This is a genomic window from Algoriphagus sp. oki45 (assembly GCF_036245605.1).
Taxonomy (GTDB): Bacteria; Bacteroidota; Bacteroidia; order Cytophagales; family Cyclobacteriaceae; genus Algoriphagus.
This window is the reverse complement of the sequence record NZ_BTPC01000005.1, coordinates 314,371-336,669: the sequence shown is the minus strand read 5'-3', so window position 1 is coordinate 336,669 and position 22,299 is coordinate 314,371. Positions and strand designations below refer to the sequence as shown.

The following is a 22,299-nucleotide window of genomic DNA, read 5'->3' as shown; positions in this document are numbered from 1 at the left end:
ATGAAGACAATTGATGAAGTTTTGATCCGAATGGATCAGATTGTAGACGAATGCAGGACCTCCGATAGCCGAATTGGCTATTTCTCCATTCTTTACCGACAAGTAACCCGAAGAGTAAGAGACGGGATTTTGGCCGGGGAATTTGAGGATAATCCCCGGATGGAAATTTTGGACGTACTTTTTGCGAAACGATTTATCGATGCCTATGACTTATGGAAATCCGGTCAGAAACCGACCGAAAGCTGGAGATTGGCTTTTGAAGTAAGCAAAGATTCAGGGCATTTGGTTCTACAGCATCTTTTCCTCGGAATCAATGCCCATATTAATTTGGATTTGGGAATCGCTGCCTCAGAAACCATGGAAGGCAAAGATTTGAATGGCATTAAAGGGGATTTTGACAAAATCAATTCAATGCTAGCCGAACTGGTTGATGGAGTCAAGTCCAATATCAGCAAGGTTTCTCCAGTTTTCGGCCTATTGATTCCTTTGGCAAAAGGTCGGGATGAAATGCTCCTCAACTTCTCTATTCAAATCGCCCGGGATGGAGCTTGGAAATATGCCGGGGAATACCATGCAGACCCTGACAAAGCCTTTCAGATTAAGGATCGGGATAAAAACATTGCTTCCTTGGCCAACAAGCTGATCAATCCGGGAAAGTTTCTGGGCTTTTTGATAAAAATCGTAGGAATTGCAGAATGGAAATCCGTTCAAAAAACAATGGACCAGCTCGATCAGGTGGCCAATAAAACCCTCCAAGGGTCCTAAACGCCAGAAGGGTTAAAACTTTTAAAACACCACTTCTTCCAGAAACTTACGGCAATCATACACTGGGATTTCTGAAAAATAGAACCCTTCAGAATCCTCCGTAATGATGGCTTTGCAGTCAACCTGCAAAGCGGAATAATACTCCAAACCATCTTCAAAGTCCAACACACTGGGATTTGAAACAGCACTTTTGACAGTTTGGGAGTCCACAGCCGCAATGTGAATTTTGGAAGAAAGAACCTGCATTTTTTGCTTCGCTAGCGCTGTTCCTGATTTTTTCTCTGCAAAATAAAAAGCAATAGCCAGGCAAATCGGTGTAGTGTAGAGTTGGAACCTTAGCTGATCCGCCAAACTCAAAATCCTAGCAGAGTGGGGAAAAAGTGGGTATTCCTTATTCAACACAGATACCAGGACATTCGCATCCAGAAACACCCTCATTTTTTAGAATCGAAGAATTCATCCTTCATTGCCTTACGACTGGAAGGCATGCGCTTATATTCTACCTCTCCTTCGGAGACCCTACTCACCCAATCAGCAATCGGCAGCTCATCCAAAGACTTGTAATTTTTGGAAGTCATCTGGGCATAAAGAAACTCTGTCAGTCTAGAAAGACTGATGTTATTTTGGTCGGCAAAATCCTTGGCTCGATCAATGATGTCTTTATTGAAAGACAAGGTGATCTTGGTGTCCATAACTCGCTGATTTCTAAGTATGCCGTAAAGAAAAATAATTTTACACGTATTTCAAAACAACTCCCTGATTTTCTTTCCTTTTCACTCCCAATTGGCCAATTCCCGATCAGTTTCCGCCCGGTTTTTCCGGTTGGTTCTTTCCTTCTTCAAGTCTGTAGCATAGAAATGAGTATCCTGAAAGTAACCTACTCGTGCCTCTGATTCTCCTTTGGCAATGGTCCATTTTTCCCCTTTGAAGAGCTTCACTTTATCTTCATGAAGCTCCAAGAGTTCATCATAAGGTCCACGACTGGAAATCAGTTTGACAAAAATGGGAGCAGTCTCGATTGCTATAAAAAGCAGCATGATAAAGATATTCGCAAGAGCCATCGCAGAACTTTCCGTAGTCAACCCAGCTAGCTCATCCATCCGTGCTGCCAACCCGTCAAATCCTTCTATTCCGGGCTGTTTCTTTTCAAACTCCGCCTGACGAAGGGCCATAAATTTCCTGATTTGGGCTTCCAAAGTATCGATCCTCACTTGATTTCGCTTTCGCAGTTCATCCAAAGCAAGCTGAGCGGCATCGAGTTGTTGCTCCTTCTTTTTTGCATTAGTCCCCAATCCTACAATGCCGCTGGTGCCAGAAGTCTTTTCCCCGAATCGCTCTGCATCGTATTCCTCTTGTAGTTGATCCCGGAAAGCTTCAGCCTGTGAAACCTCTGATTTCAGGGTGTCGATTTTTCCCTCCAGCTCCTGGATTTCAGGAAAACCTTTGGCCAGATTGGCTTTAGACTGAGCGATAAATTCGGTCTTCTTCTCATCCAATTTCCGATTGATCTCTCGCTCAAACATTTTCAATTCCAAGGGCTTAGAAATCACCAAAGCAAGTAAAACTGCCAAAACCAATCGTGGGATGGCCAGTTTCCATTCTGCCCAAGCATTTTCCTTTTTTCGCATGCTGGATACGATAAACCGGTCCAGATTGAAGATCATCATCCCCCAAAACAGCCCAAAAAAGATAGCCGGAAGCAGACTTTGGAACACGGTAAATAAGGCATATCCAGCTGCCAAGGCCGCCAAAACTCCTGTGAAAAAGACGGTAGCACCGATTCCTACATACTTATTAGACTCGGTAGGGGTTCTTTTCAAAATGGCAAAATTGGCTCCGCTGCAAAACCAGAAAAACCGGGTGATCGAATTCATAGCAAGGGGATTTGGTAGATGAATAGCTGTATAACGCGAAAACACGACCAAAGAAATCAACCGAGCGGTCCATTCATTGATTTTGGGATGAAAAGGGGCGATTCTGGGATAGAAAGTGGCTTTTTGATCTTCACGGAATGCTGATTGACAAAATCAAAAATTGCTCGGAATGTTCACATTCGGTCAAGAGTATGAACGGTTTTGGTTCAGGTGATTTTTGATTTATGTTTGAGGCTATGAACAGATTTTCGCTTCAACTAATCTTCTCACTAGCTTTAATCAGTCAACTGGGTTTTGCACAGCAAGTACCATTTGAAAACGAGGTTAAACAAATTTCAGCCAAGTATGACAGCTTAGGCTGGAAAGCAGGATCGACGGTGTTTACCGGAAGCTCAACCATACGAATGTGGAGTAACCTGGAAGAAACTTTTCCTAGGGAAGATCTGATCAACACAGGTTTTGGAGGATCCAAAGCTTCCGATCTGGAACGGCATCTGTTCCCTTTGGTGATCAAGTTTGAGCCCAGCCGGGTCTTTATTTACGAAGGAGACAATGACCTCTGGGCAGGCGTGGAAGTTGCTGATATCCTGACCAGCTTAGACAACATTGTCACCCGCATTCACCTTATCAATCCTGACATTGAGATTTTTTTGATCGGAGCCAAACCCAGTCCTTCCCGCTGGGAGAAAAGAGCCAGCTACCAGATTTTCAACCAAAAGCTGAGCGAATACTGCCGGGCCAAGGAGAAGGTAGAGTTTGTGGATGTATGGAAAGCCCTGACCAATTCAGATGGGAGTCCAAGGCCTGAGCTTTACATCCAAGACCAACTTCATCTGAATCAGGAAGGGTATGTGATTTGGGCGGGGATATTTGAGGGATATTTCAAGAATTAGCCTATTCGTTCTTACGGAGCTTGGCTTCAAAAACGTTTAGTGGCAAAATTCCTCCAACTGACCAAGTGAGGCCTTCCCATCGCCGGTCAAACTGACTTGAAGGGGCATCCCCATATTGCACTTGGTACTCTCTGTTAGAGCCGAGGGAGAAAAAGGTACCCAATTCGAAATTAAAGAAGGCCGAATTAAACACCCTTAACCTGGAATGAATACCGGTCATAAAGAAAAATGGGCTTTTTGCTGAGGAAATGATGGAATACGTTTCTTGATTTTCTCCGACTTGGATCGTACCTGATCGGCTATCATCATCCTTCAGAGTGATCATTGACCAATTAGCGTTAATAAAAGCACCTATTCTGAGATTCTCCTTTTCCCCCGTAGGAATATCATAGCGCAAAGTAACTGGCAGAACCAAAAAGGATAAATCAGAATTCATTAAATATTCTCTTCTCTCCCAAATCGGAAAATAAATAGCGCTAGATGAATGATGGATAACTGATAATCCAGATTCCAAGGAGAGATTTAGCTTCCTATATCCAAAGCCCATTCCATATTTCAGACTCAAATCTTCTATTCCCGTTTGTAAATAATCAGGGACAATTCCATATCTCATCCCAAGATGAGGAAAAAAATAGTAGCCATTATCATCACTCAGGGATCGATAATTTTCACTTTTTACAATTCTAGAAGCTTTTTTAGAAGCATTGGTTTGTATCTGAGCCAAAGAATAACTGGCAATTCCACAGCTCATCAAGAGTAAATAAAAAGCTTTCATTGTTAGATCAATTTGATCTATAACTAAGCTTCAAAGAAAAAATTATAAATCCTCACAACTATTTTTCCCTCAACCCTTTCCTACTCCAAAAAGTAGCCAGAATCGACCCGGTCACATTCTGCATCGGTCCAAAAACAGCCGGAGCTAAACCCACGGTTGCTATCTTTCCCAAAATATTGGAAAGCCCAGAAGCCAAACCTGCATTTTGCATCCCAACCTCAATGGCGAGTGTTCGGGCATCTTGCTCCTTCATCCCGATCAATCTGGAAAATCCATACCCAATCCCATAACCCAGCAAATTATGCAGCAAGACCAACAGAATCAAAATCGGACCTATCGCCAACAAACTATCCCGTCCGGCTGCGGTAATCACCAAAATAATCAAGGCAATCCCGAGCATAGAGACCAGAGGTAGGAGTTTTTCAATCCAGGAAGATTTTGAACCCAAGACCTGATTCACGATAAGCCCAGCTCCCACAGGCAGCAGGATGATTTTAAAAATATCCCACATCATCTTGAGGAGATCAATCTCGATAAACTGCCCGGCCAAAAGCTTCATCAAAATCGGAGTCATCAGTGGTGCAATAAGTGTAGTAATCGAGGTCAAAGTCACGGAAAGTGCCACATTCGCCCGGGCTAGAAAAGCCATGACATTCGAAGCGGTCCCACTTGGAGATGAACCAACCAAAATCAGCCCAGCAGCGACCTCTGTTTCCAACCCGCTGACTTTGGCCAAGCCAAAACCGATTATGGGCATAATACTAAACTGAGCCAAAATTCCGATTCCCACAGATTTAGGACTTTTAGCCACAGCCCCAAAATCCCTCCAACTCAAAGTTGCTCCCATCCCAAACATGATGATCTGAATCAGAGGATTGATCAGTCCGGTCAATTTGAAGCCTTCGATTTCCTGAAAATACTGAGGGAAAAACATCCCCAAAGTGACTACTCCCAAAATAGAAACCGGAAAACTGAAAGCCTTCCATGTTGGTTTTGATTGCAACCCAAAAGCCAAGGCAAACCAAAAAAGCACAAACGCATACCCGGATTCTTCCAATCCGACGATCAAAAACGACCCTAACCAAAACAAAAAAAACAGGATGGGAATCAAAAAAGAAAGTCGAACCATGGATGAAGATTTTGAGCCCTTAAAAAAGCATCATTTTTGGAATTTGGACAAGCAGCAAATCAGGTAAGTCTCTGTCAATTGCACTTTTGGGAATTCAGAAACTTCATGGGGCGATAACCTTACTCCCAAATTAAATTCTTACTTTTGCGCCTTCAATTAGGCAAACCATGCAGAATATTCGGAATATCGCGATCATCGCTCACGTTGACCACGGTAAAACAACCCTCGTGGATAAGATCATCCACGCTTCAAAAATCTTCAGAGAAAATCAGCAATTCGACGACCTGATTCTCGACAACAACGACCTGGAACGTGAACGCGGCATCACTATTCTTTCCAAAAACGTATCTGTACGCTACAAGGACCACAAAATCAACATCATCGACACTCCAGGCCACGCCGACTTTGGTGGTGAAGTGGAGCGTGTATTGAAAATGGCCGATGGGGTAATCCTTTTGGTGGATGCCTTCGAAGGACCTATGCCGCAGACCCGATTTGTATTGGGCAAAGCGCTTGCTCTTGGCCTTACCCCTATCGTGGTAGTAAATAAAGTAGACAAAGAAAACTGTCGACCTGATGAAGTTCATGAGGCAGTTTTTGAGTTGATGTTCAACTTGGATGCTACAGAAGAGCAATTGGAATTCCACACCTTGTATGGTTCTGCCAAGCAAAACTGGATGGGACCGGATTGGAAAAATCCGACCGACTCCATCCTTCCTCTTTTGGATGCGATCTTGGAATATATCCCTGCTCCAAAAATCTCCGAAGGAACCCTTCAGATGCAAATTACCTCTTTGGATTACTCCAGCTTCGTGGGCCGGATTGCCATCGGTAGAGTAGCAAGAGGCACGATCTCCGAAAACCAGCAAATCGCCCTTTGCAAAGCGGATGGATCCATCAAGAAAATGAGAGTAAAAGAGCTTCATACCTTTGAAGGTCTTGGAAAAAACAAAGTACAGACCGTAACTGCCGGGGACATCTGTGCAGTAACCGGCATCGAAGACTTTGAAATCGGCGATACCATCGCAGACGTGGAAAATCCTGAGCCCCTTCCTCGTATTGCCATCGATGAGCCTACGATGAACATGCTCTTCACGATCAACAACTCTCCTTTCTTCGGAAAAGAAGGAAAGTTTGTGACTTCCCGTCACCTGAGAGACCGATTGATGAAGGAAACGGAGAAAAACCTTGCGCTACGGGTAGAGCCTACGGATTCTGAAGACCGATTCTTGGTCTACGGCCGAGGCATTCTTCACTTGTCTGTCTTGATCGAAACCATGAGAAGAGAAGGATACGAGCTTCAGGTAGGTCAGCCACAGGTAATCTTCAAGGAAATCGACGGAGTAAAATGCGAGCCGATCGAAACCTTGGTAGTAGACGTACCGCAGGAAACAGCCGGAAAAGTGATCGAATTGGCCACCCAACGAAAAGGTGAGCTTTTGATCATGGAGCCAAAAGGAGATCTTCAGCACTTGGAGTTCAAGATTCCTTCCAGAGGTCTGATCGGTTTGAGAAACAACGTGCTTACCGCCACTCAGGGTGAAGCGATCATGAACCACAGATTTACCGCCTATGAGCCTTTCAAAGGTCCAATCCCAGGCAGAATCAATGGATCTTTGATCTCGATGGAAGGCGGTCAGTGTACGGCCTATGCTATTGACAAACTTCAGGATCGGGGTATCTTCTTTATCGAGCCGGGTGACGAACTCTACACCGGTCAGGTGATCGGAGAGCACTCCAGAGACAATGACTTGGTGGTGAATGTGCAGAAAGGTAAAAAGCTGACCAACATGCGTGCTTCCGGGTCTGACGACAATGTGAGAATTGCCCCTCCAAAGCGTTTCTCATTAGAAGAATCTATGGAATACATCCAAAAAGACGAATACCTCGAAATCACTCCAAAATCTATCCGAATGAGAAAAATCCATTTGGATGAGAACGAAAGAGCCAGAATGGCTAAAAAAGAAGCTTAAGCAGAAAACAAAAAACCTCCTAAGGGAGGTTTTTTTATTCCATTTAGTTCCTGAGTATTTACCGAAAAACTAATTGAGAATCAATACTCTGACCATCACCAAAGATGATGGACCTCTTGCTTGATGTATTTTTCATAGACTTCCGCGGCCGCATTCATTTGACTTTCTGAGAGCGGAGGTAGATCAGCGGCTTGTACATTTTTCAATACTTGATCTGGCGATGAAGCTCCCGGGATTACAGTCCCGACTTCCTCAAACATCAATACCCATCGAAGAGCCTGAGCAGCCAAATCCACATTTCCTGAAAACTCCCCCTTCAACTCTTCGACAGCCGGAAATGCCTTCTCCAAAGGTACCCCTGAGAAGGTTTCTCCTTTGTCAAAAGCCTTTCCCTCCCGATTAAAGTGTCGGTGATCATCCTTTGAAAATTGCGTCTCCTTCGTGATTTTCCCGGTTAAAAGACCGCTTGCCAAGGGTACGCGGACAATCAGCCCAATATTATTTACTTTGGCATGCCTGAAAAAAAGCTCGGATGGGCGCTGACGAAAAAGATTGAATATAATCTGGACGGTGGATACAATATCATATTTCATCGCTGTCATCGCTTCATTGATTCGCTCCACTGATACTCCCATTGCAGCAATTTTCCCTTCCCTCTTCAAATCTTCAAAAAGAGAGAAAATTTCACTCCTTAAATAAACGGGGCTGGGAGGACAATGCAATTGAATCAAATCGATCTGCTCCACTCCAAGATTCCGGAGGCTATCCTCCACATACTTTCTCAATCGAACAGGTGTGTAACCTTCATCGACATGTGGCTGAATCCTCCGGCCGCATTTGGTAGCAATGAAGATTTTCTCACTTCTTTCCTTGACAGCCTTTCCTACCGCGGCCTCACTTAATCCTCCGTCATACACATCAGCTGTATCCACAAAGTTTACACCCTCATCAAATGCTGCATGCAGGATGAGGTTTGCCTTTTTTGGCTCAAAAGCACTTCCCCAGCCGCCTCCTACCTGCCAGGTGCCTATACCTATTTCAGATACTTGCCAATCCGTTTTCCCAAGAACTCGATAGTTCATAATTTTATATTGTAAAGACAGCCACGTTTGAAAAAAGCTAAAACGGTCTGATAAAGGAATAGCAATTTAAATTTTTATCTTTAAATCGCTTTCAAATTACCTTCTCACAGAGCTAATTTCTATCATCAAAATACATGACTTCAAGGAGAAAAGTCTTAAAATCCCTGGGAATGGCGAGTGCTGTTTCCTTATTTCCATTTCATTTTACTCAATCCAAATCCATGGCCCAACCACTTATTCATCAGGTCTATTTCTGGCTGCACAAAGAGTCTGATTTGAAAGAATTCATGACCGATGCCGCCCCTATGCTAGGAAGGTGTAAGGATGTCTCCCGCTTTATCATGGGAACTCCAGCCCCCACTGAAAAAAGAGAAGTAGTCGATCATAGCTTCCATGTGTCTTGCACACTCTTTTTCGATTCTCTGGAAGCACAGGCAGCCTATCAAACTGACCCCTTGCATTTGGAGTTTATTGAAAAGTATTCTGCAATGTGGAAGACAGTTAAGGTTTACGATATAGCCATCTAAACCTTTCCCACCCTTTACTTCGTTTATCGAAAAAAAAATCAGTTATGAAGAAGCTCAATTGGATATTTGGATTGGTGCTGGTAGGACTTTGGGCTTGTGACCCTGAGGAAACCCCCACTCCGGTAGTTCCGGGTCAGGAAGTGAAAAAGGCTATTGTTGATGTCATGAGAGAGTGGTATTTCTGGAATCTGGAATTGCCTACTTCGATCGATATTGCCCAATATGGAAGCAATGAGGATCTCCTCAATGCAATAATTTTCAAGCCACTGGATCGGTTTTCCTACCTGACGACACAGGAAGCATTCAACAACTCCTTTGTTGGGAGAAATGCAGGACATGGATTCGGGTTTGCCTTCACGGCTGAAGAAAGGTTATTTGTTTCCTTTGTCTTCAGAGAGGCCCCTGCCGGAAAAGACGGCTGGGAAAGAGGCTGGGAAATCATAGAAATCAATGGCAAACCGATTGCTTCCTATAAGACTTCCTCAGGAGGGTATGATTTTCAGCTGGGTCCTTCTGACCCGGGAGTCTCCAACACTTTCACTTTCCGACTTCCTGACGGTACCACGACCACCCGCACCAATGTTAAGGCTGAGTACCAGTCCAATTCTGTATTAGATAGGAGAGTTTTTGAAGAAGGAGGAAAAAAAGTGGGCTATTGGGCCTATCAGAGCTTTAGAGCCACTGCTGGACTTTCTCCTACACGGAGTCAGGAAGTCCAAAACTCCATGGAGTATTTCCAAAATCAGGGAATCAATGAACTAATCATTGACTTGAGATACAACGGCGGAGGTTCTGTGGCTGTGGCAGAACAGATTCTCAACTACTTGATCCAAGTCTCCAATACCGGAAAAGTGATGTACACCAACAAGCTCAATTCCTTAAAATTCAGCTTGAATGAAACGGAGAATTTCAATAAGATCGGAAATCTGAATCTCAATCGAGTCATTTTCATTACCTCGAGAGGCTCAGCCTCAGCATCTGAACTGATCATCAATAGTCTGGACCCCTATATGGAAGTGGTATTAATTGGAGATAACACCTTTGGCAAACCGGTAGGCTCCTTTCCTCTTTCCCGCTACAGCCGAACGCTGGAGACAAATAATGTCGAACTGGTACCCATTACTTTTGCAATTGCCAATTCTCAGGGAAAAGCAGAATATTTCGAAGGATTCCCTGCCAACTTCCGGGTTGGAGATAGTCCTGAATTCAACTGGGGTGACCCTAGAGATCTTCGGTTAGCAGCTGCGCTTCAGTACATTCAGGATGGAGGAGTCAGCGGAAGATGGGCAAATACGTATTACAAACCCGTTTGGGAGATGATTGATGCCTTCAAAGGCTTGGAACAGGAATTTCCAGCCTATTAACAATAGGCTCGAAGAGTAAGCCCGGAAGAATTTTCGGGCTTATTTTTTTTGGTGCCTCTGGATGAGTACATCCATCACCTCATCGAGTTCATACCCCTTGGCTTCGAGCAGTATGAGGTAGTGAAAAAGCAAATCGGCAGCCTCTCCAAGGAATAATTCTTTGTTGTCATCCTTGGCTTCAATGACTATTTCCACCGCTTCCTCTCCTACTTTTTGGGCGACTTTATTGATGCCCTTTGCAAACAGTGAAGCTGTGTAGGACTTATCCGAAGGGTTGTTCTTGCGGTCTTTGATGATGGCACGAAGTTGATCGATAAAGCCAGTTTTGGAGGTATTTTCTTCATCCCAGCAGGTATCCGAACCCGTATGGCACACAGGTCCTCTCGGGTTCGCCTTCACTAAAATGGAATCCCCATCACAATCCCCTGCAATCGAAACGACCTCCAAAAAATTTCCGGAAGTCTCTCCTTTCGTCCATAGGCGATTTTTGCTTCGAGAGAAAAAGGTCACCATTCCGGTCTCTTGGGTTTTCGCCAAGGCCTCTTCGTTCATATAGCCCTGCATCAGGACTTTTCCGCTCAAGGCATCTTGGACAATGGCCGGAATCAGGCCGTTCATTTTAGTAAAGTCGATGTTCATGTCTTCTATTTCTTTGAAATACTGTAGAAATACAATCGATATTTTGCCCGATAAATCGGGCTGATATAAATAGATATAAATTATACTCCTACAATTTCATCCTGACTTTTCAGAATCTATTTCTACTTTATTTCAACCGTATTTCTAATTATTTCCTAATACTTATCCCCTCTCCAATCAAATAACTCTTCAACTCCGGAATTCCTATTTCTTTAAAATGGAAAATACTCGCAGCCAATGCTGCATCTGCTTTTCCAAAGGTAAACACATCTTTGAAATGAGGCATATTCCCAGCACCACCTGAGGCAATGACAGGAATGGATAAGACTGAGGATATCTCCGCTGTCAATTCATTGGCAAAGCCTGCCTTGGTCCCATCATGATCCATTGACGTGAGCAAAATCTCTCCCGCTCCCCGATCGGCCACTTCCTGAGCCCAGGCTTGGGTTCTTAGCAAGGTGGGCTTTCTCCCTCCGTGAGTATGGACAAAATCTAATCCATCCACATTTCGGGTATCGATAGCCACCACCAAACACTGCGAACCAAATTCTTTGGCCATTTCGTCAATTACTCCTGGATTTTTGACTGCGGCGGAGTTAATGGAAATCTTATCTGCACCCGCTGCCAAAAGCACTTTCACATCCTCCACAGTTGAGATTCCTCCACCTACCGTGAAAGGAATATTAATCGCTTTGGCCACTTTGGTCACCAATTCAGCCAGCGTTTTTCGCTTGTCTACTGTCGCTGTAATGTCCAAAAAGACGAGTTCGTCCGCCCCTTCGTCCGAGTAGATTTTTGCCAATTCGACCGGATCACCTGCATCCCGAAGCTGGACAAAATTAACCCCTTTGACTGTGCGGCCGTCTTTGATATCGAGGCAAGGGATGATTCGTTTGGTTAACATGATTGGCTATTCAATAACTTCTTAATTCTTTATTCGAGGTTCAGTGTTCGATATTTTTGTAATTACGATTTACGATTTTGGATTTACGACATCCTTGTGGACTTCAATCCTTTATTCGGAAATTTCAACTTTTGGAAAATATGTTTGAGGTTCTTCAAAGTGTCGTAAATCGTCATTCGTAAATAGTAACTTAAAAGGCTGCCAATTCCTCCAAAGTCACTCTCCCCTCATAGTACGCCTTCCCTACAATCGCTCCGTAAACCCCAACTTTCTCAAGTTCTTCCAAGTCTTTGACTGAAGATACACCTCCACTAGCGATGAGCTTCAACTCAGGAATTTCCTGCAAAATCTCACGGTACAAGTCCACTGATGGTCCTTGAAGCAAACCGTCTTTGGCCACATCGGTGCAAATCACATAGCGGATTCCTTTGTCGAAATAGCTTTGGATAAAAGGAATCAATTCCACCGAAGTGGTCTCTTCCCAACCTCCCACAGCGATTTTCCTGTTTTTTGCATCTGCACCGAGAATAATTTTCTCCGATCCGTACTTGGTAATCCATTCGTCGAAAAGAGTTGGATTTTTCACCGCAATACTTCCTCCAGTCACCTGCTTAGCACCCAGGGCGAAAGCTTTTTCAATCTCGGCATCGGACTGAATACCTCCACCAAAATCCACCTGCAAACTCGTCCCTGCACAAATTCGCTTTAAAACATCTCCATTGATGATTTTTTTAGCTTTAGCACCATCTAGGTCCACTAGATGCAAGCGAGAAATTCCGGCACTTTCAAAGCGCTTCGCCATTTCGAGCGGATCGTTGTGGTATTCTTTTTTGCTGCTGTAATCGCCCTGACTGAGGCGAACGCACTTGCCTCCGATAAGGTCAATGGCGGGAATGATATACATAGTAAGACTTTAGATGCAAGACCTAAGACACAAGACTTGCGGGATTTAAGGTTTGAGGTTCTATTGGGCCAACTCCCCCTTTCAAAGGGGGCTGGTGGGATTAATTTACGATCTACGAATGACGATTTACGACCACTTTCTGAACTTCAATCATTCCACTCAAAATTTAAACTTTGAGAATTAGGTCTGAAGTCCCAAAACATGTCGTAAATCAAAAATCGTACATCTTAAATCCTTTAAATGTTTAAGAAGTTAGCTAGCAATTTCTCCCCCACCGTACTGCTTTTCTCCGGGTGGGCTTGAATCGCCCAGTAATTATCCCGATGAAGAATGGCAGTAAAGTCATGAATGTAATGGGTAGTAGCAATTGTGGCTTCGCTCAACTCAGCGTAATAGCTGTGCACGTAGTACAGGAACTTCGAATCGGGAAGGTCCTTCAGCAACACGTTGTCAGCAAGATTTTCGATCTCATTCCAACCCACATGAGGCACTTTGAATTCCTGTGAATTCTCCGGAATAAAGCGCTTCACCTTCACAGGAAAGATTCCCAAGCACTCGGTGTCGTTTTCCTCAGAATGTTCACAGAGCAACTGCAAGCCCAAGCAAACGCCCAAAAAGGGCTGCTTGATATCCTTGATCACCTGATCAAGTTGGCGGGCCTTGAGATAGGTCATGGCGGAGTTCGCTTCACCCTGCCCGGGAAAGATGACCTTGTCCGCCGCGTGGATTTCCTTCGGATCATCCGTCAGCACCGCATCTGCACCCAATCGCTCCAAGGCATAGAGGACCGATTGTACATTGCCGGCGTTGTATTTGATTACTGCTATTTTCATTTGTTGAAGTCCGGTGTCCGATGTCCGGTGTCCGATGAATTTCATCCGACATCGGTCATCCGACATCCAACCGTTTTCTTATGTCTTGTATCTAGCTTCTAGTTTCTTTCTCAGCTACCATCTCCTCCAACACCTCCTCAATCTCAGGAAGAGAATTGAAAAGCTGTTCGTAGCTGTCGATCACCCAATATTTATCCTGGAAGCGATCTTTCCAGTATTCGGTACTCATGATGTGGCGGACATCGTAGGGAAAGTGCTTCGGTTCGTCAGAAAGGGAAAACTTGGTCTCTCCAGCCGAACTCAAAATCCCAGCGCCATACACCCTCAATTCTCCATCTTCCCGAATCAATCCAAACTCAATCGTAAACCAATAAATCCGGCTCAGCAACTGAATCGCCCAAGGATCCTGAATGTGCTTCAGGGCAATTCCGCTCAGCTTTTCCAGAAAATCAACATAGTGCTGGTTGGTCAGCAAGGGCATGTGGGCAAAGGCATCGTGAAACATGTCCGGCTCCTCAAGGTAGTCCAGCTGTTCCATTTTGCGAAGCCAGGTAGACGAAGGAAAACGCTTGTTGTTCATCAATCCGAAAAACAAATCGTCATCGATCAATCCCGGCACGACTTGGACCGCCCAGCCTGTGGTTTTTAAAAGGATCTCGTTTAGTTCCTCAAAGTTGGCAATACGATCCGCGGTGAAGTTTACAGTTTTCACCCCTTCCAAATAGGCCTTGGAGGCTGCTTTGGGAAGGTTGGGCATCTGCCTTTCGAAAAGGATTTTCCATACCTTAAAATCTTCCTCGGTGTAGGCGGCGTAATCCTGCCTCATTTCTTTCAGTCTGGGGTCGGAAAAGACCCAGTCTTTGGCTTGGTTAATCATTTTATAGTTGGGTTTATCTCTGTTCATTTTACTTCTAAAACTGGAAAAGGCCTAAACCGGTTACGGAATAGGCCTTTTTATATCTTCAGCAAAAACCAAAGTCATTCCTATCCCTCATTGGAGGAAATAATTAGAATGATGCACGAAGGTTCTTGGCGTTGGATTCATGGTGTGAATTTAAGCAGGGATTCGTCTCGGCACAAACAAATTTTACAGGAGGTCGAAAGTTTCCCTAAAGTAGCTTGACCTATGCCTTGCGACAATTAGTAGTGTTTCTCTTTTCCGAATTTTTCATAAATAAAGTCTTGATTTTTGGGTGAAATCAATCCTTTGGGAATATTGAGCTTCTCCTTTAAAAACCACCGGGAAAGGGTTTTGGCAGAAATCCCAAACTCTTGGGCGATTTCCTGACGGGATTTGGGTTTTCGGGACATGGGAAAAAAATGTGAATGACTTGGATAATATAAACTACATCCAATCATACCTGATGGACTGTTAAGAAACAAATCTAAATTGATAATTGTTAGACAAATTTTAAGCTGATTCCCGAAGAAAAAATTATTGAGAAATGCCCTCAAAAACTAAATTGTCCGATTTATTTAAAAAATAAGTCCACATTTTTGAAGTGAACCAAATTAAAACACAATGAAAAACTTAAAATCAATTTCCGCAAAACTTGGGTTAGTTTTAGCCTTCCTCGGATTCTTCGGGTTTAATTCCCTAGATGTGCAAGGCCAAGATGCAAAGATCTATGAAGCCTGTCCAGGAACAGAGATAGCTTTGCATCGTCAACTTCAGACCGGAACCTCGGTGAGTGTTGGGGAATTGGGTGTCCCAAAATTTAGTCCAATATATGTATGTGAAGAAGGGGGCTGGTGCTGCCCAATGGAATACGCATAACGCCACCGTTTTTAAGACTATTTTCCATGGCTTTCCTCTGAAAGCCATGGAAAAATTCAATAATAAATGAAGAAGATAACCTATCTAATTGCTATTATTTTATTAGCCTACTGCCAGCCCAAAAGGGAGGAAATAAATAGTCTTTCTCCAAATACTTTTGCTATCTATCCTACAGAAGGTATTACAATACCTTTATCAAAAATAGTAGAACGAGCCGAAGTAATCCATCCTAAAGAAAGTGAAATTATAGCGCATTCTAGAACTCCCATCATATTTGAAGACAAACTAATCATAGTCGATAGTCAAAAACAAAAGAAAATCCAAATATTCAATACCAAAGGGGATTTTCTTTATACCATTCAGGCGACAGGGGAAGGACCGGGAAAGTTTAAAATTCCAAGCTTGGTAAGGATAAATGAAAATGGAGACCGACTATTAGTCTACTGCGCATTAACAAAAAAAATACTTCAGTTTGATTGGAAAGGTAATTTTTTAGAAGAGACCCATATAAATGAAATAGGTCTTATTGGTGATCTTATCGAAAAGGAAAGTGAAATTATCTTCCTAAATGTGATGACTGTCGATTCTAAAAAAAGAATCGGAAAATTAAATCTACAGACCTATGCTGAAGACAAGAAAATCACATTTTTTGAAAACTATCCAGGAGAATTTATAAAAGTGTTAGAAGATAAAACCCAATACTTTTTTCCGACCGTTTCAAAAGAGGAATTCTATTTTCTTGACATTTACTCCAATAATTTGGTAAAAATGGATTGGGAAGGAAATCACTCGATAATTCGATTTACTATTCAAAATAACCCCTTGATATTAGATCCCGAAAAGGTCCACAACCCCATGGATATTTACGATCAAATTTATTTATCTGACGCCTTTTATCTCTACAATTACATCAATGTCGGAAATAACAAAATACTTCTACCAATAATTAAAGGACCATCAGTACATTGTACTATTTTGCTTGATACTGAAAAAAACAGCGTTGAAGTAATTTCCAAATTCGAAAACGGACTTGATAACTTATTGCCGAGTGAAGCAATAGCAGCTCCTGGAGACATCCACTCCAAAACAGCAATTGTTTCTCTAGATTCCGACTACGTATATGAAAGAATGAAATCCATGGACCTAGATCAAAATGAATTTACTAAGGAGCTTAAAAAGTTAAATACCCCAGAAAATCAAAATCCAGTATTTATCATCTACCACCTAAAGTAACAAGAAAGAAAATAATCCTTTTCGTAAAAATCTTTCTGATCCAAGCGGCTAGTCACGCACTTTGGGCAAAATCCAAATTCAATTATCCATCAGATCAGCTTTTCAGCCGCCTTGTTGGATCATACTTATGTTTACCTCAACAGGTATCAAAAACTTCGCTTGAAAGTGATTCGTTTTTGGTGTAATATTACATCAAATCAATTAACTATGGCACGACAAAGCATTTCCCTTACCCCTCCAAATGACGAATGGTTGAAATCCCAAGTGGATAATCAGGAATACTCCAGCAAAAGCGAATTGATCAATGATCTGATCCGTCAGGCCAGAAAACAGCAGGCTGAAATAGATTGGCTAAGAGCAAAAATTGAAAAAGCCGAAAAAGGTGGATTTACCTCCGATACCAAAGAGCAGATTTTGACTGAAGCAAAAGCTTTGGTGAATGGCTGATTATAAATTAAGCGAAGAGGCCAAAGAAGACTTGATCCGAATCTATCGGTATGGGGTAAATAGATTCGGCATGAGTCAGGCGGACCGATATTTCGAGAATTTTTTCGAGTGCTTTGAAAGGATTTCCGAGCGGCCCTTATCTTTTGAATCCATAGAACACATTAAATCAGGATACAGGCGTTGTGTCTGTGGAACCGACAGCATTTACTTTCGAGTAAATCAGGAAACGGTCGAAATAATGGCTATTGTTGGACGACAGGATTTGTCCAATATTTTGTAATCCTTTGTAATTCTGTCGCTTTCTGTCCTGATTCTCCAGAATCTGGACTTTAAGAATAAAAAATGCTGCTTTTGGAAAAGCAGCATAACAGCGGAAACTTGTTATCCTGCTTCTCCCGAAGCAGGACAGTTATTCAAACCTGTATCGTTTTTTACAACAGCTCGAACGTTTTCCTTTTCGCAAAAATCTCTCTGATCCAAGCGGCTAGTCTCGCACTTTGGGCAAAGTCTAAGGTTTGTTGTCCGTCGGAGTAGGCTTTCTCAGGAACTTCATGAGATTCGTAGATGATACCATCTGCACCAGCCATCACTCCTGCCAAAGCCATCTGAGGCACATAGGCCCGGATTCCAATGCCATGAGAAGGATCGACGATTACCGGTAAGTGAGATTTGGCTTTCAGGATCGGAATGGCATTGAGGTCAAGCGTATTTCTGGAAGCCCGTTCGTAGGTTCGGATACCTCGCTCGCAAAGGATCAGTTTTTCATTACCGCCGGAGAATACATACTCCGCAGATTGCAGAAGTTCCTCGATCGTACCGGAAATCCCCCGCTTGATCATCACGGCTTTGTCCACTTTGCCGAGTTCGTCAAGGAGATTGAAGTTTTGAGAGTTTCGAGCGCCAACTTGGTAAATGTCCACGTAAGGGTACATTTCGTCGATTTGAGAAGTCTGCATCACTTCGGTGACGATCTTCACCCCTGCTTCGGATGCGATGGAATGCCACAATTTCAGTCCATCGATACCCATGCCCCGGAAAGCATAAGGGGAAGTTCGAGGCTTGAAGACCCCACCACGCATCATGGTAATGCCATTTTCTACGCAGTGGTTGACAACTTTACGGATTTGATCTTCGGATTCGATCGAGCAAGGGCCGGTGATGATGGCCATTTCTCCATCTTTGATAAAAACCCCATCGCCGAGATCAACTGAAGTCGGCTTGGCCTTCCACTTTTTGGACACGAGCTTGTATTCGTCCGAGACGATGTGGATGTCCTGAATGCCGTCCATCTGACCGATGCGGCGGATGTCAAATTCATTTTTGCCGATACCGATGATGTAGTCACCGAGTTGGGTTTTGACCTCGGTGGTTTTGTAGCCGCTCTCATTGACTTTAGAGATCAGTTTTTCTTTTTGGGAATCGGTGATATCGGGTTGAAGTTGGATAATCATGGGGAAGTACGAATTACGATTTTTGATTTACGCCATTGTGAGTAGTGTTGAAACTTTTCCAAAGTTTCAAGCTTTGGAAAAGTTCCTATCGAATAACTGACTGAATGTAGTCTTGGATCTCCTGATTGAGGTCTTGAGCATCTTTGATTTTTTTAATAAATGCCGAACCGATAATCGCTCCGTTGCTGTACTGAGAAGCGGTCGTGAAAGTTTGGGCATCGGAAATACCAAAACCGATCAGTTGGGGATTTTTGAGATTCATGGCTTTCACCCGCTCGAAATAGGCGATCTGTTCTTCTGAAATATCCGCCTTGGCTCCCGTAATCGAATGGGAGGACACCATGTAGATAAATCCGTCGGTGTTTTCATCGATTTCCCGGATACGCTTTTCGGAAGTCTGCGGTGAGATCAAAAAGGTATTGACCAAGCCGTAGGAGTCAAACAGGCTTTTGTATTCATCCAAATACTGCTGCATGGGAAGGTCAGGCACGATGAGTCCGTCCACGCCGACTTCCTTGCACTTTTTACAAAACTCCTCCATCCCAAACTGCATGATCGGGTTGAGATATCCCATCAAGACCACCGGCAGATGGACTTTGGCACGGAAACCTTTGAGTTGCTCAAAGAGTTTTTTCATGCTCATCCCATTTTCAAGAGCGATCATGTTGCTGTCTTGGATCGTGGGACCGTCGGCTATCGGATCGGAATAGGGAATCCCGATTTCGATAATGTCTGCGCCTCCCGCCTCAATGGCTTCCATGACCGGAATAGTATTTTCAAGCTCGGGAAATCCTGCCGTAAAGTAAATCGAGAGCACCCGATCCTGTTTGGTATTGAATAAGTAGTGTATGCGATTCATTGGTACGTTTGCAATATTTAAACCTAAAGTTTGAAAAGTATGATTTACGAAGTACGATTTACGAGCTTGTGAGTAGTGTTGATCCATTAATCAAAATCAATCTGCTACTGGATTTGATGATTAAGATCCTAAAGATTTCGTAAATCCAAAATCGTCAATCGTAAATCAATAATTTCCCCACTTGATATATGTCTCCAGGTCCTTGTCCCCTCTTCCGGAAAGGTTGATCACAATCACATCGTCTTTTCGGTATTCGATCATGTTCAGGGCATGGATGGCGTGGGCAGTTTCGATAGCAGGAATGATTCCCTCGGTTCGACTGAGCAGAATCCCTGCTTTCATGGCATCTTCATCCTCCACAGCCACAAACTCTGCACGCCCAATATCAAACAAATGCGCGTGAACAGGTCCGATCCCAGGATAATCCAAGCCTGCTGAAATGGAATGTGGCTCGACCACTTGTCCGTCTTCGGTTTGCATCAAGATGGTTTTGGATCCGTGCAAAATACCCGGAGTACCCAATACAGTGGTAGCTGCGGATTTCCCCGAACTGATTCCCAAACCAGCAGCTTCGGCTGCAATCAAACGGACTTCAGGTGTATTGTAATAGTGGTAAAAGGCTCCTGCCGCATTCGATCCACCACCTACACAGGCGATGACCGCATCTGGATTTTCACGTCCTTCTTTTTGCTTCAGCTGCCATTTAATTTCCTCAGAAATAACCGACTGGAATCGAGCAACCATTTCCGGATACGGGTGCGGCCCAACGACTGAACCGATGATGTAATGGGTATCAACTGGATTGTTGATCCAAGCACGCATGGCCTCGTTGGTGGCGTCTTTGAGGGTTTTGGAGCCGGAAGTCGCGGGCACGACTTTGGCGCCGAGGATTCTCATTCGTTCCACATTGGGACGCTGACGCTGAATATCCAACTCGCCCATGTAGACTGTACAATCCATGCCCATCAAGGCACAAACCGTCGCAGTCGCTACCCCATGCTGACCGGCACCGGTTTCGGCGATGATTCGCTTTTTACCCAGTCTTTTGGCCAAAAGGATTTGGCCCACCGTATTGTTGACTTTATGCGCGCCGGTATGGCAAAGATCTTCCCGCTTGAGGTAGATTTTGGCTCCGTATTGCTCAGAAAGACGATGGGCAAAATAGAGCGGAGTCGGGCGCCCGACAAAGTCCCTCAACAAGGTCTGAAACTCCAGTTGAAATTCCTGACTAGCTACAATCGCATCATAATTTTCCTTCAATTCTTCAATATTGGGATGAAGCATCTCGGGGATATATGCCCCTCCAAACTTCCCGTAAAAGCCTTTTTCATCTACACGTATCATGAGCTTTAGTTAATGGTTAAACGTTAAGGGTTAAGCATTTTTGACGCATCAAACCCACAGACTTTGATTTAATTTTTATCGAGATTCTTTTTGAATCGCTTCAGTTTTTCAATGTTTTTTAGACCGGGAGCATCCTCAAATTTAGAGTTCAGATCCACGCCTTGGAGTTGGGGGATTTGCTCTCGCAAAGCCAAGACTTCTTCAGCACACTCTTCATCCAAACCTCCACTGAGCAGAAAGCCTTTGTCAAAGGGATAAGTTTTCAAAATTTCCCAGTCAAACCGCTTACCCGAACCTCCATGGGCCGCTGTAGCGGTATCGAAAAGAAACTTGCTCACAAATGGCAGGTAGCCTTCCAGACTTTTCAAATCGATCTCTTCTCCCACCGAGATCACTTTCCAGAGTTCCGCCTCGGTTTTTTCAGCCAGACTTTTCACAAAATCAGGCGACTCACTTCCATGAAGTTGGATCGCAGAAAGGCCAAATTGGTCCACTTTTTTGAGAATTTCCTCCACTGTTTCATTGACAAATACTCCGACTTTCTTGACCGGAAATTCTTTCAATTCAGCAGCTTTTTCATCTGAAACATAGCGGGGAGATTTGGGATAAAAGATCAATCCCATCCAATCCGGCCCAATCTCCGAAATCAAACTCCGGATATTGTCCGGTTCACGCATGCCACAGACTTTGAGCTCCATCAGGCTTGGCTTAGCTCGGATTCCAAGGCTTTCAGCTTTCCGAATTCCTTGATAAAATTGTAAGCGGCCTGCTCCGGACGACTTGACTTCATGAAGTTTTCTCCGATCAGGAAGCCATCAAAGCCCGCTTTTTTCAGTTCCACCAGCGTCTTCGGTTCAGAAATCCCACTCTCTGACACCTTGACAAATTGAGGAGGAATCCGCTCAACCAACTGCAGAGAAGTATCCAAAGAAACATCGAAAGTTTTGAGGTTACGGTTATTCACCCCTACCAAATCCAGAGCGTCACAAAGACTTCGATCCAGCTCTTCGCCATCATGAACCTCCATTAAGACCTCAAGTCCCAAACTCTTGGCGAAATAGGCCAAAGACTTCAATTTTTCAGGCTCCAAAGCTGCCGCAATCAGCAGAATGCAATCTGCCCCGATGGATTTGGCTTCGATGATTTGATATTCATCCACCACAAAATCCTTTCTCAGAATCGGACAAAAATTGAATTTTCGGGCGATTTTAAGATCCTCATTGGTACCTCCGAAGTATTCCTTATCGGTCAGGATGGAAAGGGCAGATGCCCCAGCCTGCATGTATCCGATACTGACTTGCTCCACTGAAGCTGAAGCATTGATCCAACCCTTGGACGGGGACTTCCGCTTGAACTCGGCGATGATTCCTGACTTTTCCGGATGACTTACATATTTTTTCATGGACACCACCGGCCCGGAGAAGTAGATGCTTTTTTCCAGCAGTTTGACAGGAATCAGACTCTTTTTCTCGTCTACTTCCTTGTATTTATCAGCAATGATTTTTTCCAGAATATTCATAAGAATT

General features: G+C 43.8%; 26 protein-coding genes. 9 read left to right on the top strand and 17 right to left on the bottom strand.

Annotation, left to right across the window (positions count from 1 at the left end; genetic code table 11):
• Complete coding sequence (locus AAA942_RS19215; RefSeq protein WP_338221924.1) at positions 1–765, top strand: DUF5995 family protein; 765 nt, start codon at positions 1–3, stop codon at positions 763–765.
• Between the two features lie 21 nt (positions 766–786).
• On the opposite strand, the gene AAA942_RS19210 is transcribed toward AAA942_RS19215, so the two are convergent.
• The 3 genes from AAA942_RS19210 to AAA942_RS19200 all read right to left on the bottom strand — a co-directional run bounded on the left by AAA942_RS19210 (position 787) and on the right by AAA942_RS19200 (position 2,639).
• Positions 787–1,203, bottom strand: a complete 417-nt coding sequence (locus AAA942_RS19210) for a PIN domain-containing protein (RefSeq protein ID WP_338221923.1) — start codon at positions 1,201–1,203, stop codon at positions 787–789.
• Positions 1,200–1,457 carry a DUF6364 family protein gene (locus AAA942_RS19205; protein WP_338221922.1) on the bottom strand — a complete coding sequence of 86 codons (258 nt, stop codon included), beginning with the start codon at positions 1,455–1,457 and terminating at the stop codon, positions 1,200–1,202. Before AAA942_RS19205 ends, AAA942_RS19210 begins: the two co-directional genes overlap by 4 nt.
• 81 nt (positions 1,458–1,538) lie before the next feature.
• Positions 1,539–2,639, bottom strand: a complete 1,101-nt coding sequence (locus AAA942_RS19200; protein ID WP_338221921.1) for a DUF4407 domain-containing protein — start codon at positions 2,637–2,639, stop codon at positions 1,539–1,541.
• 236 nt (positions 2,640–2,875) lie between these two features.
• Between AAA942_RS19200 and AAA942_RS19195 the strand changes: the two genes are divergently transcribed.
• Positions 2,876–3,532 carry a GDSL-type esterase/lipase family protein gene (locus tag AAA942_RS19195; protein ID WP_338221920.1) on the top strand — a complete coding sequence of 219 codons (657 nt, stop codon included), beginning with the start codon at positions 2,876–2,878 and terminating at the stop codon, positions 3,530–3,532.
• A gap of 1 nt (position 3,533) precedes the next feature.
• Here AAA942_RS19195 and AAA942_RS19190 read toward each other — a convergent pair whose 3' ends face one another.
• Together AAA942_RS19190 and AAA942_RS19185 are read right to left on the bottom strand one after the other, a co-directional pair.
• Entirely contained in the window at positions 3,534–4,307 is a 774-nt protein-coding gene (locus AAA942_RS19190) for a hypothetical protein (RefSeq protein WP_338221919.1), read from the bottom strand.
• Positions 4,308–4,365: 58 nt separating this feature from the next.
• The gene (locus AAA942_RS19185; RefSeq protein ID WP_338221918.1) at positions 4,366–5,436 is read right to left on the bottom strand and encodes a bile acid:sodium symporter family protein; all 1,071 of its coding nucleotides are present in this window, start codon (positions 5,434–5,436) and stop codon (positions 4,366–4,368) included.
• 167 nt (positions 5,437–5,603) lie between these two features.
• Here AAA942_RS19185 and typA point away from each other — a divergent pair, with 167 nt between their 5' ends.
• Entirely contained in the window at positions 5,604–7,409 is a 1,806-nt protein-coding gene (gene typA / locus AAA942_RS19180; RefSeq protein ID WP_338221917.1) for a translational GTPase TypA, read from the top strand.
• A 95-nt stretch (positions 7,410–7,504) separates the two neighbouring features.
• Here typA and AAA942_RS19175 read toward each other — a convergent pair whose 3' ends face one another.
• A complete protein-coding gene (locus AAA942_RS19175) occupies positions 7,505–8,491 on the bottom strand; it encodes an aldo/keto reductase (protein ID WP_338221916.1) in 987 nt (328 codons plus the stop codon).
• A gap of 221 nt (positions 8,492–8,712) precedes the next feature.
• On the opposite strand from AAA942_RS19175, the gene AAA942_RS19170 reads away from it, so the two are divergent.
• Together AAA942_RS19170 and AAA942_RS19165 are read left to right on the top strand one after the other, a co-directional pair.
• Positions 8,713–9,018: a Dabb family protein gene (locus tag AAA942_RS19170; RefSeq protein ID WP_338221915.1), complete on the top strand. Its 306-nt coding sequence runs from the start codon at positions 8,713–8,715 to the stop codon at positions 9,016–9,018.
• A 44-nt stretch (positions 9,019–9,062) separates the two neighbouring features.
• Positions 9,063–10,382, top strand: coding sequence for a S41 family peptidase (locus tag AAA942_RS19165; RefSeq protein WP_338221914.1), 1,320 nt, complete (start codon positions 9,063–9,065; stop codon positions 10,380–10,382).
• Positions 10,383–10,421: 39 nt separating this feature from the next.
• Here the strand turns inward: AAA942_RS19165 and hisIE are convergent, their stop codons facing one another.
• The 6 genes from hisIE to AAA942_RS19135 all read right to left on the bottom strand — a co-directional run bounded on the left by hisIE (position 10,422) and on the right by AAA942_RS19135 (position 14,973).
• A complete protein-coding gene (gene hisIE, locus AAA942_RS19160) occupies positions 10,422–11,030 on the bottom strand; it encodes a bifunctional phosphoribosyl-AMP cyclohydrolase/phosphoribosyl-ATP diphosphatase HisIE (RefSeq protein ID WP_338221970.1) in 609 nt (202 codons plus the stop codon).
• Positions 11,031–11,169: 139 nt separating this feature from the next.
• Complete coding sequence (hisF, locus tag AAA942_RS19155; RefSeq protein ID WP_338221913.1) at positions 11,170–11,925, bottom strand: imidazole glycerol phosphate synthase subunit HisF; 756 nt, start codon at positions 11,923–11,925, stop codon at positions 11,170–11,172.
• A gap of 190 nt (positions 11,926–12,115) precedes the next feature.
• The gene (gene hisA / locus AAA942_RS19150; RefSeq protein ID WP_338221912.1) at positions 12,116–12,829 is read right to left on the bottom strand and encodes a 1-(5-phosphoribosyl)-5-[(5-phosphoribosylamino)methylideneamino]imidazole-4-carboxamide isomerase; all 714 of its coding nucleotides are present in this window, start codon (positions 12,827–12,829) and stop codon (positions 12,116–12,118) included.
• 236 nt (positions 12,830–13,065) lie between these two features.
• Complete coding sequence (hisH, locus tag AAA942_RS19145; protein WP_338221911.1) at positions 13,066–13,662, bottom strand: imidazole glycerol phosphate synthase subunit HisH; 597 nt, start codon at positions 13,660–13,662, stop codon at positions 13,066–13,068.
• A gap of 91 nt (positions 13,663–13,753) precedes the next feature.
• A complete protein-coding gene (locus AAA942_RS19140; RefSeq protein WP_338221910.1) occupies positions 13,754–14,539 on the bottom strand; it encodes a phenylalanine 4-monooxygenase in 786 nt (261 codons plus the stop codon).
• A 263-nt stretch (positions 14,540–14,802) separates the two neighbouring features.
• Positions 14,803–14,973, bottom strand: a complete 171-nt coding sequence (locus AAA942_RS19135; RefSeq protein ID WP_338221909.1) for a hypothetical protein — start codon at positions 14,971–14,973, stop codon at positions 14,803–14,805.
• A 211-nt stretch (positions 14,974–15,184) separates the two neighbouring features.
• Here AAA942_RS19135 and AAA942_RS19130 point away from each other — a divergent pair, with 211 nt between their 5' ends.
• The 4 genes from AAA942_RS19130 to AAA942_RS19115 all read left to right on the top strand — a co-directional run bounded on the left by AAA942_RS19130 (position 15,185) and on the right by AAA942_RS19115 (position 17,399).
• Positions 15,185–15,439 carry a hypothetical protein gene (locus AAA942_RS19130; protein ID WP_338221908.1) on the top strand — a complete coding sequence of 85 codons (255 nt, stop codon included), beginning with the start codon at positions 15,185–15,187 and terminating at the stop codon, positions 15,437–15,439.
• 66 nt (positions 15,440–15,505) lie between these two features.
• Positions 15,506–16,672, top strand: coding sequence for a 6-bladed beta-propeller (locus AAA942_RS19125; protein WP_338221907.1), 1,167 nt, complete (start codon positions 15,506–15,508; stop codon positions 16,670–16,672).
• A gap of 207 nt (positions 16,673–16,879) precedes the next feature.
• Positions 16,880–17,119, top strand: a complete 240-nt coding sequence (locus AAA942_RS19120) for a ribbon-helix-helix domain-containing protein (protein ID WP_338221906.1) — start codon at positions 16,880–16,882, stop codon at positions 17,117–17,119.
• Entirely contained in the window at positions 17,112–17,399 is a 288-nt protein-coding gene (locus AAA942_RS19115) for a type II toxin-antitoxin system RelE/ParE family toxin (RefSeq protein ID WP_338221905.1), read from the top strand. Before AAA942_RS19120 ends, AAA942_RS19115 begins: the two co-directional genes overlap by 8 nt.
• A gap of 151 nt (positions 17,400–17,550) precedes the next feature.
• Here AAA942_RS19115 and aroF read toward each other — a convergent pair whose 3' ends face one another.
• The 5 genes from aroF to trpC form a co-directional block, all read right to left on the bottom strand.
• On the bottom strand, positions 17,551–18,570 hold the full coding sequence (gene aroF, locus AAA942_RS19110; protein WP_338221904.1) for a 3-deoxy-7-phosphoheptulonate synthase: 1,020 nt from the start codon (positions 18,568–18,570) through the stop codon (positions 17,551–17,553).
• 85 nt (positions 18,571–18,655) lie between these two features.
• Entirely contained in the window at positions 18,656–19,429 is a 774-nt protein-coding gene (gene trpA, locus AAA942_RS19105; RefSeq protein ID WP_338221903.1) for a tryptophan synthase subunit alpha, read from the bottom strand.
• Positions 19,430–19,594: 165 nt separating this feature from the next.
• A complete protein-coding gene (gene trpB / locus AAA942_RS19100; RefSeq protein WP_338221902.1) occupies positions 19,595–20,773 on the bottom strand; it encodes a tryptophan synthase subunit beta in 1,179 nt (392 codons plus the stop codon).
• Between the two features lie 68 nt (positions 20,774–20,841).
• Positions 20,842–21,471: a phosphoribosylanthranilate isomerase gene (locus AAA942_RS19095; RefSeq protein ID WP_338221901.1), complete on the bottom strand. Its 630-nt coding sequence runs from the start codon at positions 21,469–21,471 to the stop codon at positions 20,842–20,844.
• Complete coding sequence (gene trpC, locus AAA942_RS19090) at positions 21,471–22,292, bottom strand: indole-3-glycerol phosphate synthase TrpC (RefSeq protein WP_338221900.1); 822 nt, start codon at positions 22,290–22,292, stop codon at positions 21,471–21,473. The genes AAA942_RS19095 and trpC overlap by 1 nt, the downstream gene beginning before the upstream one ends.
• Between the last annotated feature and the right edge of the window lie 7 nt (positions 22,293–22,299).